The sequence below is a fragment of the Bacillus sp. 5w2 genome (assembly GCF_054353775.1).
In genome coordinates this window covers 173,091-187,347 of record NZ_JBTIWT010000004.1, presented here as the reverse complement: position 1 = coordinate 187,347, position 14,257 = coordinate 173,091, and the positions used below count along the sequence as shown (strand labels likewise).

14 protein-coding genes and 1 pseudogene are annotated in these 14,257 nt (G+C 32.2%); 4 read left to right on the top strand and 11 right to left on the bottom strand.

The window, feature by feature from the left end:
- Positions 1-79 precede the first annotated feature (79 nt).
- From ACXY7N_RS10715 to ACXY7N_RS10685, 7 genes are all read right to left on the bottom strand, one after another.
- Complete coding sequence (locus ACXY7N_RS10715) at positions 80-1,822, bottom strand: amidohydrolase (protein ID WP_431153892.1); 1,743 nt, start codon at positions 1,820-1,822, stop codon at positions 80-82.
- 81 nt (positions 1,823-1,903) lie between these two features.
- The gene (locus tag ACXY7N_RS10710; RefSeq protein WP_488592397.1) at positions 1,904-2,725 is read right to left on the bottom strand and encodes a MerR family transcriptional regulator; all 822 of its coding nucleotides are present in this window, start codon (positions 2,723-2,725) and stop codon (positions 1,904-1,906) included.
- Between the two features lie 38 nt (positions 2,726-2,763).
- Positions 2,764-3,741 (bottom strand): agmatine deiminase family protein, encoded by a 978-nt coding sequence (locus tag ACXY7N_RS10705; RefSeq protein ID WP_431153934.1) that lies wholly within the window; start codon positions 3,739-3,741, stop codon positions 2,764-2,766.
- A 255-nt stretch (positions 3,742-3,996) separates the two neighbouring features.
- Positions 3,997-4,929 (bottom strand): bestrophin family protein, encoded by a 933-nt coding sequence (locus tag ACXY7N_RS10700; RefSeq protein WP_431153893.1) that lies wholly within the window; start codon positions 4,927-4,929, stop codon positions 3,997-3,999.
- A gap of 177 nt (positions 4,930-5,106) precedes the next feature.
- Positions 5,107-5,526, bottom strand: a complete 420-nt coding sequence (gene psiE / locus ACXY7N_RS10695) for a phosphate-starvation-inducible protein PsiE (RefSeq protein ID WP_016086920.1) — start codon at positions 5,524-5,526, stop codon at positions 5,107-5,109.
- A 233-nt stretch (positions 5,527-5,759) separates the two neighbouring features.
- Complete coding sequence (locus ACXY7N_RS10690; RefSeq protein ID WP_431153894.1) at positions 5,760-6,917, bottom strand: agmatine deiminase family protein; 1,158 nt, start codon at positions 6,915-6,917, stop codon at positions 5,760-5,762.
- A gap of 259 nt (positions 6,918-7,176) precedes the next feature.
- On the bottom strand, positions 7,177-8,304 hold the full coding sequence (locus ACXY7N_RS10685) for a serine hydrolase domain-containing protein (protein ID WP_431153895.1): 1,128 nt from the start codon (positions 8,302-8,304) through the stop codon (positions 7,177-7,179).
- A gap of 262 nt (positions 8,305-8,566) precedes the next feature.
- Between ACXY7N_RS10685 and ACXY7N_RS10680 the strand changes: the two genes are divergently transcribed.
- Positions 8,567-8,797, top strand: coding sequence for a hypothetical protein (locus tag ACXY7N_RS10680; protein WP_488592395.1), 231 nt, complete (start codon positions 8,567-8,569; stop codon positions 8,795-8,797).
- 110 nt (positions 8,798-8,907) lie between these two features.
- On the opposite strand, the gene ACXY7N_RS10675 is transcribed toward ACXY7N_RS10680, so the two are convergent.
- The gene (locus ACXY7N_RS10675; RefSeq protein WP_488592394.1) at positions 8,908-10,116 is read right to left on the bottom strand and encodes an MFS transporter; all 1,209 of its coding nucleotides are present in this window, start codon (positions 10,114-10,116) and stop codon (positions 8,908-8,910) included.
- 109 nt (positions 10,117-10,225) lie between these two features.
- Between ACXY7N_RS10675 and ACXY7N_RS10670 the strand changes: the two genes are divergently transcribed.
- From ACXY7N_RS10670 to ACXY7N_RS10660, 3 genes are all read left to right on the top strand, one after another.
- On the top strand, positions 10,226-11,068 hold the full coding sequence (locus ACXY7N_RS10670; protein WP_016135087.1) for a LysR family transcriptional regulator: 843 nt from the start codon (positions 10,226-10,228) through the stop codon (positions 11,066-11,068).
- 2 nt (positions 11,069-11,070) lie between these two features.
- Positions 11,071-11,580, top strand: coding sequence for a DUF3916 domain-containing protein (locus tag ACXY7N_RS10665; RefSeq protein WP_016086914.1), 510 nt, complete (start codon positions 11,071-11,073; stop codon positions 11,578-11,580).
- 93 nt (positions 11,581-11,673) lie between these two features.
- Positions 11,674-12,351 carry a YdcF family protein gene (locus ACXY7N_RS10660; protein WP_488592393.1) on the top strand — a complete coding sequence of 226 codons (678 nt, stop codon included), beginning with the start codon at positions 11,674-11,676 and terminating at the stop codon, positions 12,349-12,351.
- Positions 12,352-12,401: 50 nt separating this feature from the next.
- Here the strand turns inward: ACXY7N_RS10660 and ACXY7N_RS10655 are convergent.
- The 3 genes and pseudogenes from ACXY7N_RS10655 to ACXY7N_RS10645 all read right to left on the bottom strand — a co-directional run.
- Positions 12,402-12,746: pseudogene (locus ACXY7N_RS10655) on the bottom strand (glycerophosphodiester phosphodiesterase family protein); the annotation flags it as partial.
- Between the two features lie 71 nt (positions 12,747-12,817).
- The gene (locus ACXY7N_RS10650; protein WP_016086911.1) at positions 12,818-13,618 is read right to left on the bottom strand and encodes a hypothetical protein; all 801 of its coding nucleotides are present in this window, start codon (positions 13,616-13,618) and stop codon (positions 12,818-12,820) included.
- Positions 13,593-14,246, bottom strand: a complete 654-nt coding sequence (locus ACXY7N_RS10645; protein ID WP_016086910.1) for a hypothetical protein — start codon at positions 14,244-14,246, stop codon at positions 13,593-13,595. Before ACXY7N_RS10645 ends, ACXY7N_RS10650 begins: the two co-directional genes overlap by 26 nt.
- Between the last annotated feature and the right edge of the window lie 11 nt (positions 14,247-14,257).

Below are 14,257 nucleotides of genomic sequence, written 5' to 3'. Positions count from 1 at the left end.
TTCAGTCTAAACTTTGACATCGTGTTAAGGTCAACAGAAATATTTTCATTTTCTTGAAGCACCTTCATAAAACAACTCTTTATTTCTCCTTGTGATACACTAGTTCTCCTTGTAAAACCGTCACCAAAACTTTCGCATTCGGAATCTTATCAGCACTCATTTTAGTAATATCTTCATCTAGTAATACCATATCAGCCGATTTCCCTACTTCAATCGAACCAGTGATATTATCAAGGCCTAATGCTTTTGCTGGCTTAATTGTATAAGCATCAATAGCTGCATATACATCAGATAAACCCTTTTCATCAATATTTAATGCATTTGAAATCGTCACAAGTGGATTCAGTTCGTTTACATCCCAATCGCTACTAAGCGATACATTTGCACCTGTTTTCCAAATTCGCCCTAACGGCATAATTCGTTTCATCTGTTGATCTGAAAAATACGTACTTGCCCAGCTTTGTTTAGGATCTTCTGCAAAATCATGACCTACTTGGAAATCAGCGCTAATACCTAATTTAGCAAAACGTTTTATATCACTATCTTCTACCATTTCCACGTGCGTAAGCGTATAAGGCTGATTCGCCCCTTCTTTTTTCGCTGCTTCAATCGCATTTAAACTCTCTCTTACTCCACCATCCCCAATTGTGTGGATGAGTGCACCGTAACCAATTTTATTAAGCTCCGTCAACCACCATTTCATTTTTTCTTCCGGAATATAGTTCAAACCATACGGTGTTCCCTTAAACCACTCAAATTTATATTTTTCTAGTATTTTAGCTGTACTGTTAATGCTAATTCCATCACTATACATTTTCACTTGATTAATAAGCATTCGAGATGATATATCATCTCGCTTAATTTTTTTGAAATACTCCATTTGTTCTGCTTCATTTAAATTCGGATATACCCATGGACGAAGTACTACTCGCGTTGTTAGTTTTTTTTCGTCATTTACTTTATTCCAAACGTCTAACCAGCCTCGCTTCCAATAAAGACGGCCATCGCCAACTGTAGTAATACCATTCTTCGCAACCTCATTTAATCCATCCAGCAAACCTTCATAATTTTTTTCAAAGAGTTTCGGCTGGGAATTCCATGCTTTTTCCATCACGATATCTCCTGCTGTATCATAAAGAATCCCAAACGGTTCTCCTGTCTCTGGATCCCGAATGATTCTTCCGCCTTGTGGATCTTTCGTATCTTTATTTATTCCCGCTAACTCGAGTGCCTTTGAGTTAACCCATACAGAATGAGAGGTTCTTTCCATAATTAATACTGGATTATTAGGAAATAACTCATTTAGAACTTGTAATGGAGTTTGTTGTTCTGATTTTTCGTCCATATCTTTTAACAGCTCTTCTAAACTAAATCCAGTTCCGCTTATCCATTCCCCTGTCTTTACATCTTTTTTACACGCTTTTAAATACGAGCGTTGTTCTTGCAGCGAAGCATCTGGTGAGACACTACAATTCCCTGCTGCTGGTGATTTCGCTTCAAATATATGATTATGAATGTCCACAAAACCAGGGAGGACAAAACGCCCTTGTAAATCCACCACTTTCGTATCTTCATTTATAAATCCCTCTACATCCTTGTTTGAACCAACAAATGTAATTTTCCCTTCTTTAACGGCTACAGCCTCTACGATGTCTTGCTTTCCATTTGAAGTATAGATTGTACCATTTTTAAATACTACATTTTTAGGTAACTGATTAGGTAGAACAGCGCTACCATTCTCCCCTTCTCCTACTCCAGGAGTACATGCCGAAATCCATACCATACTTAGAATCAGACAAATAAGTAAAATTTTTCTTTTCATACTCTTTCCCCTTTTTATTATGATAAATTACTTTCGTATATAGAATAAGGATTGACATAATGTTAATGTCAATCCTTATTCTCATTCTATTTTCGTAACTAAAAAACAAATTTGTGTCACATACTCTTCTACTAAACAATCACATTCAGGCCCTTTTATATAAACTTCATATGGATGACCATCTATTATATAACCGTTCCTTTCTATCCACTCTTCTAATGCCATATAAGCATAACCTATATAGTCGTAGCTACCATAATGCATAGTAGTAACAATTTGATGCTGATTTAGCTTGTTTATTTCACATTCTTGTAATACACCTTTATTATCCTCATCCATAATCGGAATTCTTAATTCAATATCACTATGATTTGGAATATACTCTTCATCATAAAAGACTGTAGAGGGCGAACCGACTATTTGAAAGTTATTCTTTTGTATATTTTCATATAAGTCATAAAAATAATCATCCATATCCTCTATATCTATTTGTAATCTTTGAGCAATTACCGTTATTTCATTTCTCATTCCAATTAATATATCGTAACTTCTATGACGAGCGATATTTAAACCATTGTTCATACTTACCATTTCATTCATTTCAGAAATAACCTGTAAATTTTGTTTCACCTCATGAGACAACTCTATAATTTGCGCTTGCATATGTTTAATAAATGAATCTTGATCTGATGACTGAAGAATTATTTTAATTTTCGGTAGAGGGAACTTATACTCTCTTAGCCTTTTAATTTTTAACGCTATTTCTAACTGCCCTTGTTCATAATATCTATACCCATTTTTCGGGTTCACATATGCCGGTTTTAATATTTCCTCTTTGTCATAATGTCTTAGCATCCGTGTACTCATTTTACAAATCCGCGAAAATTCAGTAATTGTATACATATACTTACCCCTTGAATATATTTTCTTATAAGCTTATTTTAAAACCAATCAAAAATCTTCCTAACTGAAAAATCCTCATTCTGATTTTTCAATCTCTTCATATTTGAAGGTAACAAATGAAGTGGACAGTACCACGTTAAACAATTCATTGCGCCTCCCATTGTCGATATTTCTCCCACATGAATTTGAATAGCTTCCTTCTCCGTATACTGTTGAATATATCGTAATACTTCTTTATCTTTAGCTAGTCCAAACTTAGGAACGTAAAGCGTATCACATGTTTCTAACATATTTATATATAAACCTTTTGCCGATGCTATTTCTTGATCATATTGCCCCTTTTCTGTATATGATGAAGGAACAACTATAAATTCAGCTTCTGGCATTTGCTCTTGAATAATCTCTTGAACACTATATCTAAATTCACGATCCCCAAGAAAATCACTAATAAACATTGTATGTTCATCAATAAATTTAACCATTCCGTCTGCGTGTGCAAGTACATCTCCTTCTTCAGCAGGAATAATAATAACTCGACTCACATCTAAATCCCATTCCAGTTGCTCTATAATTTCTTCTTCCGTCCAATCATAATTATCATCAAATATGCGTTCTGTTAATATAACAGTATCTTTTTTATTCCAAATCAAATTTCCACCATCTAATATCAATGGAGATTTTACATATTCAAAGTCATTCTTTTTCAACCATTTATTAAATTGTTGATCTAAATATCGCCCTTGATCTTTCGGTAAATAATTTGGGCGATATTTAAATTTAACTAGATGACTTGTTACAACTGGCGCAACATCTCTTAGCCAAATATCATCATACTCAAAAGAGCTTGTATGAAAGCCTTGCTCCTCAACAGATAAAGATATAAGTTGATCAGTAAATGCTTTATTTTCATTTAAATATTCATTAAAATAAATTAGATCTTCATAAAATGGGCGATAATATTCATTCGATTTATCTGGTATTGCAGTAAAAATAATTCCATTATATTTTTGTTCCATATTATTTACCTCGCTTTTTAATAATGATTGAATAACTGTTTTCAATCATCCAACTCTTCCCCAATTCATTTCTCTTTTCAGTACAATTTTTGAAACGTGCACATTTCATGAATGGATTATAGCACGGAGAAATATTATATATTTATATAAAAAATATAAAGCCGTCGTTAAGCCGTAAACTGACTCTTGACAAGATTTTAAAACACTGTATTTCATGACCACATTAAAAATACAATCGTCATACACAATAAAGGATTAGATGATTTTTTTATCATGTTCCAAATCCGCGAACTCTAATAGAGCGTTTTGATTATATAAATTCACTAAATTCGTCTCTACCCCTATGCAAATTGCTTCAAGCGGAAGATCGTTTGGATCTTGACCAAATGGATCCTCAATTTCAACTCCTATCGCTTCAATACCAATAAACGCAAAACTGATAAACATAGTTGCAAGTACTGTAACCCAGCCAAGACTATCAACAAGACCAATCGGTAAAGTCCCGCAAAATATGAGCAATAAAATTTTTATATGCGCAAAATAGGCAAAAGGAATAGGTGTCGTTTTGATACGATCACATCCCCCCACAGCCGTAAGCAGATTATTCAAATCAGTTTCCATATTAATTATTGCATTTGGATGAATTTGACCCGTTTTCAAACCTTTTGATAGTATAGTTTTTAACATAAAAACTATACTAATCGGTAAATGAATAGACTCAGCCAAAATTTCTCTTTCCTTCTCAGAACAAATATCAAGCAATGATTTTATTTCAGATAAATCTTTTTCATCTCTCAAATGTCCTTTCGCTAACTTTGGAAAAGCAATTAATAAATGTAAAAATTTTAGTTTTTCCTTATCCGTATGTTCCTCTTTAGACTCCCAATAACATAAAAAACTAACTGCTAAATTTCTACTACAAGCACCAATTGTGCCAAATAACTTTCTACCTTCCCAATATCTATCATAAGCAGTGTTAGTACGAAAAACTAACAGTAGACCTAAAGCCCCTCCAACAATTACCCAAGGCGTTTGATTCATTTTTATTTCTACATAATAATAATGAATCACAGTTACTATCGTTGAAACGCATATATATAATAAAATTTGCGGGAAAATATCTCTTATAACTGTCCCCTTTAATGTAAATATTTGATGTAAACTATTTTGATTATTGTAATGTACCATATTTACAAAATCCTCTTCCTTTTTTACTTTTTATCCTTTTAAATTATGAAAGTATACAATTGAATAATAGAATCATAAACCCTATCATTAGACAACTGGTTAAAATTATTTCTTTCAATACGGTTACTCCTTTTTACGAAAAGATAAAACATCTTTTTTGATTTAAACAACAAATGTTCACTCTTCTAAATCACGACGCATTATTTTAGAATTTGCAATGAATAAAGCACTAATTAATACAAGAATCGCGCAGGCATATAACAACGAATCCATTGGGCTATCATGGTCTATAATAATGAGACGAACAATAGCCGTAATACCTATATATATAAAATAACGTAATGGAAAGTGAAAATTCATTTGAAAATACTTTATAATCATTACGATGAATTCAAAATATAAAAAGAATACGACAATACTATCAATTAAATGATAACTTGATTCCTCACCACTCAATTTCAATTCTTGTATAAATTGAAAGACTTCTTTCATAAGAAACACACTTAAAACAATTCCCAAACAGATCAAAGCTACATTTATAATGTACTGTAGAACGATAGGGAAAAACGAAAATACTATTTTTAAATTCTTTAACACAAACCTTTTTCTCCTTTTTATATAAAGTGAAACTTTAATTAGTGGGAGGTATCCATCCCACACTGATTATTTGTCGAACCAGTCGAGCATTAACAAAAAGTGACTTTAAAATCCTTTTATCATTACATTAAAACATTTTGTATTTCACTCTTGTTATAAATCATACAGCTGAACAAAATAAGTGAAGGGAATATTTCACCTATTTTGTTCAAAAGATTATAAATTCCAATCCATTATTTCAAACTAATAGGCTGCTGCTGTGTAACACAATGAATCATGCCACCATTTTTATAAAGCTCTCTCACATCAATGCCAACTACTTTACGATCCGGGTATAACTTCTGAATCGTATCGTTTGCGATTTTATCATTCGGATCATTATAATTAGGAACCAATACTACTGTATTCCCAATATAATAATTGATATACGATCCTTTATAATCGAGAGTTTTTCCATTTTCTAAAGCAACTTTATCTTTACTAAGCGGTAAGTATTCATACTTATATTTCTTTCCTAAAGCATTTTTTGCATCTAACAATGTATCCATATCTTTGTTTGACAAACCCCATTCGGCTAGGTCATCTTCTTTCATCGTTACAATCGTAGATTTACCATGGAATTTAGCAAATCCATCAATATGAAAGTCAGTAATATCTAAATTAGGCACTCCGTCTAACCAAATAAAGTTTGTTACCCCAAGATCCCTAATATATGTTTCAATGTCCTTTTCTGATAAATCAGGATTTCTATTTTTATTCGTCACAGCACTCCGGGTTAATAAAGCAGTCCCATTACTGTCTAATTCAATTGCACCACCTTCAAGGACAAACTTTCCCCAATCAATTCTTTCAATCCCTGATTGTTTACTAACATTCTCACGTATACGAGCATCATTTTTATAAGGAGTTTTCTTCCCCCAACCATTAAATGCTGGATCTAATATTTTGAGATTTTTATTATTGTCATAAACAAAAATTGGTCCACTATCCCTTGCCCATACATCATCAGTAGGCGAGATAAAGAAATCAATTTTATCCATATTCAGTCCTTTATCTATCAAAAGCTTATTAATGCGCTCTTTCTCCTCCTCATCGTATGCAACAATGTGGACTTTTTCACCTTCAGTTAATGCACTTGCCATCTTAATCCAAATCGGTTCCACTTCCTGCTTATACTCTTCACCATATGTGTATTCATGTGGCCATTGTAACCATGTACCTTCATGTTTATCTTTTTCATCTGGCATCGTATATTTCCCAACTTTTTTCTGTACCTCTACCTTTTCACTCTCTTTCCCTTTTGCATTTTCATTACCACCTTCAAAAGAACATCCACTAATAATCGTTGTAGATAATGTAGCAATTAAACAAAACTTTACTGCTTTTTTCACTTTTTCATCCTCCTGTTCTTACCTCCAATAATGTAAAGCTTCACATAGTGTGAAGCTCAAGCTTTTTCAGTGATGTAAAAATTACCAATTATTCTTTTACATATAATCACATAGATTTCATTCAAATAGATAACATTAATATCATTTAACTACCTATATAGATTTATTCAAATATCACCTACTTAGTCAGCAAATAGAACATGGCTAAATAAAAAAATCGGTATTGATAATTACATATCAATACCGATTTTTAAAATTATTATTTTCCTTCTATTAAATCATTCGCCATTTTCCTAAACTCCTGATTAAACGTATCATTCATACCATTTTGTACGTTAGAGAATAATATTACAAACGTTCGTTTATCCCAGTTAAAATTATTAAATGTATTCCAACCAGCTAATACACCATGATTATGATAATAATCTGGATTAGTATAAAAACTAAATCCATATTTTCTTACAGGTGATGCAGTAAACATATCTGATACACTTTGTTTAGAAATCAACTTTCCATCCATAATAGCCTCATCTAATCTTTTCATATCTTCAACAGTCGTATACATTTCACCACACCCATACAGCCAATTCATTTTTAACCGAGGTGCAGCTATTAACCCATTATCTTTTTTCGTATAACCTTCTGCTAAGAAAATATCTTCAGGGAGAGTTGCACCCATTCCAGATTCATGCATTTCAACAGGCGTAAAAATATTTTCTTTCACATATTCAGCGAGCGGTTTATTCGATATCTTTTCTACAATATACGCAAGCACCATATAATTATAATCTGTATATTTCCACCCCGTCCCTGCAGGAAATTGCAATTTTTGTGCACCAATCCACGTTACTAACTTTAATCGTGACGCCACATCAACCCTACCTTGTCCCTGATCTGGCAACCCAGACGTATGTGTTAACAAATTTCGTAACGTAATGTTTTTATCTGCCGGAAATGAAGGAATATACTTATTTACATTGTCTTCAATGTTTAATTTCCCTTTTTCTTTTAGTTGCATAATAGATATCGCAACTACTGTTTTCGTAATAGAACCAATACGATATTTCGTTCTTGGCGTCGTTACTACTTGATCTTTCACATTCGCATATCCATAACCTTTTCGTAAAATCACATGATCTTTACTAGCTACAAGAACACTCCCATTAAATCCTTTATCTTTTAAATATTGATCTAGTTTTCCGGCTACAACTTCATAGCGCTTTTTCTCATTCGCATCAACTTCTTGCATATCGCTCTTTTGCTTACTATTTAGATTAGAAAATGCCTTTATATCATATTTCTTACCTTTATTTGCATGGATTAGTGTAACGACACTCCCACAAAAAATAGCAAAAATAAAGAAAACGACTAACCATTTCTTTAGCATAATAGGAACCCTCTTTTATCTAGTTTCACTTAACATGCATCCATTCTATTCTATATCTTTTGATTTTCAAATATTTCATAATATTATCTATCTGTTATTCACCTAAGTCAACTAAATTCCTTTTTCTCATATTCAGTTTTTGGCTACTCTCTATTGTATTTCTTTCTTGCAAAATTTCCACCTTACAATCGTATGCACCCTACTATAATTTCAACATCTTATGTAACATTTGTTACATATCATAAAGAACGGAGTGGTAAACATGAAAAACATTGATAAACGCAATCGTTTAGATGATATGATGTTTCATTATCGGGTAACAAAAAATAATATGGTTTTAATCGAATATTACGGAAAACAAATAATGATATTAAAAGGTACTGATGCTGAAAAATTTCTAAACAAAATACATCATGCAAATAACGATAAAGAAAAACAACTAATAATGGCTAAAATTACAGGCAATTTCAAAAGAGGAAATGAACGTTATTGAAAATGAATCTCATTTACTTTTTGATTATACAACATATTAAAAAGTAAATGTCGCTCATTCGGCATTTCTTTAGATTTTCTTCATATAGAATTTACATTGCTAACTTTCTTTTATTTTTTGCTTTTACTATATAAACTCATTGCCGAGATACTTAGTAATACCACTATACATAACCACGCATACGTATACCCTTTTTTATCTACAATATAACCAAATAAAACAGGTGCAACAATAATAGCAATTTGATTTAATGTAAGTGCCAAACTAACTGTTATTCCAACAGATTCTTCATTTGCCAATTCAGCAACTTCGACGATAAAAAGACTAAACCATCCAATTGAAAAGAAGCCTAACAGTGCGCTTACACCATACAATACTCCACTCGTTACTGTATGTATACTCATGACTAACAATAGAATCAAACCGATAGAAGCACAGACCGCTATCAATAAAGGCATGCGCCGATTCCCCTTATAAAACGCATCACTAATAGCTGCTAATACAATACGGCCAATCATTCCAGAAAAAAACATAACTGAAAATACTGTTCCGGCTATAATAGATGTAATTGATTGTTCCCTTACTAAAAATTTCATGAAGTGTCCAACTAACACCATTTGTAATGAAATCATGCCAATACCAGTTATATAAATTGGATACAACTCTTTTTTACATATAACTACTTTTAGCTCAGTCCAAAAAGAAATTTTAATATGTTCTTTCCTTGCTTCCGCCTGAACATATGGTTCTTTATAAAATACGAAAAATAATAGTCCTCCAATTATACAAATGCATGCAATACTATTTATCGCGTAAGCCACATTATATTGTATTGTAAGAAACGGGATTAGCGCTCCCGCTAACGCACCACCAATCGGTATACCGGCTTGCCTTATTCCCATCGCTAATCCACGATTTTCTTTTGGGAACCACTTTAAAATCACTTTACTTCCTCCTGGCTGAGAAACACTATAAAACATTCCTATTAATAAAAGCACAAACAACAACCCATTAAATCCACTTATCCCATTAGTTAGTAAAAGCGAACTCCCTAGCAAAAATGAACTTATAGAAATTAACAATTTTTCATTATATTGATCAAGTAGCCGCCCAACAAAAAGTATACAAAATAATGGTCCGACATTTACAACACTTACTAACAATCCACTCTCCATATTCGTAAGCGCATATTCTTCTTTCCAAAATAAAGCGAAAGCTCCTACACCATACGTTATAAGTGTCGCTGTTGTTTGAGCAATCGTCGCAATAATTAACATCATCCACTTATAAGTACTATTCACACCCTTTTCCATTAACATTACAATCCCTCCATCCCCTTACATTGTATGAAAGTTCTGATATCATATAAAATAAAGATTCATCATATAATCCATCAAAAAAAATGATACCTTTTCGGAGGGATGATACGTGGACATAAAAGATTTAACTGTATTTTACGAAGTTGCGAAGGAAAATAATATTTCTCACGCAGCTAAAAATTTGAACTATGTACAATCAGGCGTAACAATGCGTATGAAACAACTAGAAAATGAATTAGGTGTGCCTTTATTTTACCGAAACGGAAAAGGTGTAACTTTAACCTCTAACGGTGAAATTTTATTAACATACGCCAAACAAATTATCCACTTAATGGATCAATCAATAAAAGCAGTTCAAAATAATGGAACCGAGCCAAAAGGCACTTTAAAAATTGGATGTACAGAATCTACAACTGCGGTAAGACTCCCCTCTATATTAACGGCTTACTATGAGAAATACCCAAAAGTCGAATTGATTTTAGAAACAAATACGACCAAACAACTAATTAGGCTTGTATTAGAACGAAAACTAGACGGAGCGTTTATAGCTGGCTCTACTCAGCATACTGAACTTCATACAAGTGTATTTCGTGAAGAAGAATTAGTTCTCATTAGTAAAAAACCTTTATCCTCTCTTAAAGACATAGAAGACATGAATTTACTCGCTTTTAGTCACGGTTGCTATTATAGAAAGTTATTAGAAGACTGGCTTCAAGAAGAAGGGATCTCGCCTAAACGAGTATTAGAATTTGGAACAATCGAAGCGATACTTGCATGTGTAAAATCTGGCATGGGCGTAGCAATTATGCTGAAATCTATTTTAAATGGTCATGCACATAACGTATCATTCAATCCTTTACCAAATAGATTCAAAAAAGTTCCTACTACTTTTATTACTAGAAAAGATATATTTCACTCAGCTGCATTACAAAAATTTATGGAGATGATTTAACAATGCGTGAAAAGAAAATACGTGGTATGAAGCGTAAAACTAACACGATGATAAAGCGAATTGAAGAACATTCAAAAACGTTCCCTTCTGCTTTCTATAACGATGAATATTGGTATATGACTTTACCAGTTTCGCAAGATTTTATCGATTCTCGTAAAACACCTAGGAAAGTAAAACGATTGTGTATACAAACTTTATTAAATCAAGCAAACCATTTAATAAAAATGAAACCGAGCGATACACATACATATCGAGTTGTTGTTTTGATTTCTATAGAAAATTTATGGAGCTCTCAAATCATCATATTTAAAAATGATGACTACTTTCATAATTTTTTTAATAGAAATAGTGAATTTCAAAAATGGATTCTTCTTTCAAATAAACCTGATTTTTGGAAAACATGGGGAATTTCAATTTATCCCACTTTCCAAAGGTTGCACTTTCAAGAAATCATTTATGATGAGGGTGCAATCTATGAAAAACAGATTTTGTTTGTTGGAGAGTTATCTTAAAAGGGGAACTTTCAAAATAAAAGCTTCCCTTTTTTCATTTAACAAAATCGCTATATAATGAATTTAGAATTTCACTATATAGGAGGTTTTCAAATGGTAATCCCGAAATATCCTGATGTCCCTACCCTTACGAAAAAAAAAATCGATCAAATTACAGAAATCACTTTTTTAAAAGAAATAGCACCACAAAAATGTGATGCAATTTTCGTTTTCGGCGGTTCTCATCCTGGCAATTGGCAAACTCCTCTAGAAGCTTATCGACAAGGTTTAGGAAATCAAATTATCGTTACAGGTGGTACTAGTTTACATGGTATGAAACATCCAAGTTGGAATTATGGGAATTTGTCAGAAGCAGAAGTAATTGTAAATAAATTAATTGAACATGGTGTACCAAAAGATGCTATCATTTTCGAGACAAACTCCCTCCATTCTATCGCTAATGTAATGGAAGCGAAAAAGATTTTTGATTTCACAAAGATTAACCGGTTGCTATTTGTATGCAAAAGCTTAGGCGCTGGTCGGCAATATAGAGTATTAAAAAAACATTTACCTAAAACTATTACTTGTATCCCATATACATTTGATACCAGTTTCGATGGTGAGTTTATAATTAATAGATATAATTGGATGGAAAATGAGAAAAGCCGCTCTATGATTTTTGGAGAATACTTGAGAAATGTTTGCTACGGCAGAAAAGGTGGTATTGAGCCACCTGAAAAAGAGGTTCATGGTCTAGAAGAATATGTATCCTATTACTATAATCTAGCATAATAGAAAAAAGGTATACCTAAAACGCCGGTATACCTTTTATGCTATTTCACTTATTTTTCTTTTAATACACTATGTAACCGATCTGAATAATTTGTAAACATTCCTGTAGCACCCCATTTAATTAACAATCTCATATCTGGTTTCTCATTAATTGTATACGGATGAATTAACAGTCTATTTTTCCGAGCCATTTTTATATATGACTCATCAATAATTAGTTCTCCGTTGTCATTACGTAAGTTTGGCCCAATACCGACTGCATACTTTTTAATTTCTTGAAAATCTTCATTCGTTACACTTTTCGGCTCATGTGTAATGCCAGACCATTCAACAATCTCATTGTTTTCATTCGGATAATACCAAAGTAGTTGAACTAATGGAATATTTTCATTCATACGAAATAAAATTCTATTGTGATTCTTTATAGTAATTGTCATTTGACGTGATATTTACGTAAATCTAGATTTTACTTAATTATATTTCGTATGCCCTTTCTTGCAAGTTTAGGTTTCTTTTGAGAATGTGGTATATTTACCTGCCCTGAAGTAGGCGTGGATTGTCTCCTTTCCTTCCTTGACAGTTTAGGCTTCTTTTGAGAATGTAATTCCTTTAAATGTCCCGAAGTAATACCTTGTTTTCTAAAATCAAAGTAAAAATACAAATGTGTACTTAGGGCTAAGAACACAACGGAAAAAAATGAGGCGAGAAGGATTAATAAAATGGACATAGCTTTTTGGCTCAACATTCCAATACTAACTTGACCGATCATATAACCTAAACTTGAAAAAAATACAATTCTAGGAATTTTCACATCTTGATTAGTTGTCCCCCTTAAGCGGGCTGTAAAATATTTAATCCAAAATAATTCAGATTTATAAACAATTAAACTATATGCAATAAGCGATAAAATAAAAAATAAAGGGGACTCTATTTCTACGAATTCGTAAGCTAACTTTTGCACAGCTATAAAACTACAAAATGAAATACTTAATGAAACAAATCCAGAATATAATAAATGTTGCAATTGAGGCTGCCGAGGCTTATAAATAGAAACCCAAATTCCCCATAGATTACATATCACATAAAATGGTAAAGCTACGTAAGAGTATATATTGTACGGTGGAAATATAAATAAAATGATAAGTAGAAGAAAATTCATGAAAACCCACATAAACGCCCCTACAACATTCCTTATATCAAATGGTATTAATATTCGCATGCAATCAACTATGTTGTTGCCATTATATTTGTCCATTATGCATCCCATCCATTTCCTTCCTCTTCAAATCAATATATACCCATATATACACTCCAGATATACTAAGCACAACAGCCAATAAAGAAAAGACTAAAATTAAGACCGTCGCTAAAGCATTTTGTGATAATGAACCTATACATATCTGTCCAATAATATATCCCAATCCTGAAAAATAAACAATTGGAGAAATTTTTATATTGTCATTTTCTTCATTGTTTAATCGCTTTAAAAAACTTTTCATTCCAATAGAAATCAATTTATAAATTGTAAAAATGTAAAGCACAAAAGTAACAATAAAAAATAGAGGCGTTTCAATTTTAATAAAAGTATATGCAATCTTTTGAATCACTATAAAGCTTCCAAAGGAAAAAGTTATTCCCATAAATCCATTATATAAAATGTGTACCAACCTTAGCTCATTTGGTTTACAAAAAAATACCCATACCCCCCATATATTAGCAGTCAAAAGAAAAGGTAAAATTATATATAAGTATATAGTAAAGGTTGGAGGAAATAAAAATGGGGTTAAAATCATAAAATTAATAACTACCCACACCATAACGACACTCGATTTTACACTGTCAGGCATCAATTTCCGAATAATTTGTTCTGTGCTTTTTCCGTGGTATTTTTCCATATTAATCTCCC

What these genes read in the sequence shown, in the direction of transcription:
- ACXY7N_RS10715 (WP_431153892.1), bottom strand. Translation starts at nt 1,822, where the DNA reads ATGAAAAGAAAAATTTTACTTATTTGTCTGATTCTAAGTATGGTATGG.
- ACXY7N_RS10710 (WP_488592397.1), bottom strand. Translation starts at nt 2,725, where the DNA reads ATGTATACAATTACTGAATTTTCGCGGATTTGTAAAATGAGTACACGG.
- ACXY7N_RS10705 (WP_431153934.1), bottom strand. Translation starts at nt 3,741, where the DNA reads ATGGAACAAAAATATAATGGAATTATTTTTACTGCAATACCAGATAAA.
- ACXY7N_RS10700 (WP_431153893.1), bottom strand. Translation starts at nt 4,929, where the DNA reads ATGGTACATTACAATAATCAAAATAGTTTACATCAAATATTTACATTA.
- ACXY7N_RS10685 (WP_431153895.1), bottom strand. Translation starts at nt 8,304, where the DNA reads ATGCTAAAGAAATGGTTAGTCGTTTTCTTTATTTTTGCTATTTTTTGT.
- ACXY7N_RS10680 (WP_488592395.1), top strand. Translation starts at nt 8,567, where the DNA reads ATGAAAAACATTGATAAACGCAATCGTTTAGATGATATGATGTTTCAT.
- ACXY7N_RS10675 (WP_488592394.1), bottom strand. Translation starts at nt 10,116, where the DNA reads ATGTTAATGGAAAAGGGTGTGAATAGTACTTATAAGTGGATGATGTTA.
- ACXY7N_RS10665 (WP_016086914.1), top strand. Translation starts at nt 11,071, where the DNA reads ATGCGTGAAAAGAAAATACGTGGTATGAAGCGTAAAACTAACACGATG.
- ACXY7N_RS10660 (WP_488592393.1), top strand. Translation starts at nt 11,674, where the DNA reads ATGGTAATCCCGAAATATCCTGATGTCCCTACCCTTACGAAAAAAAAA.
- ACXY7N_RS10650 (WP_016086911.1), bottom strand. Translation starts at nt 13,618, where the DNA reads ATGGGATGCATAATGGACAAATATAATGGCAACAACATAGTTGATTGC.
- ACXY7N_RS10645 (WP_016086910.1), bottom strand. Translation starts at nt 14,246, where the DNA reads ATGGAAAAATACCACGGAAAAAGCACAGAACAAATTATTCGGAAATTG.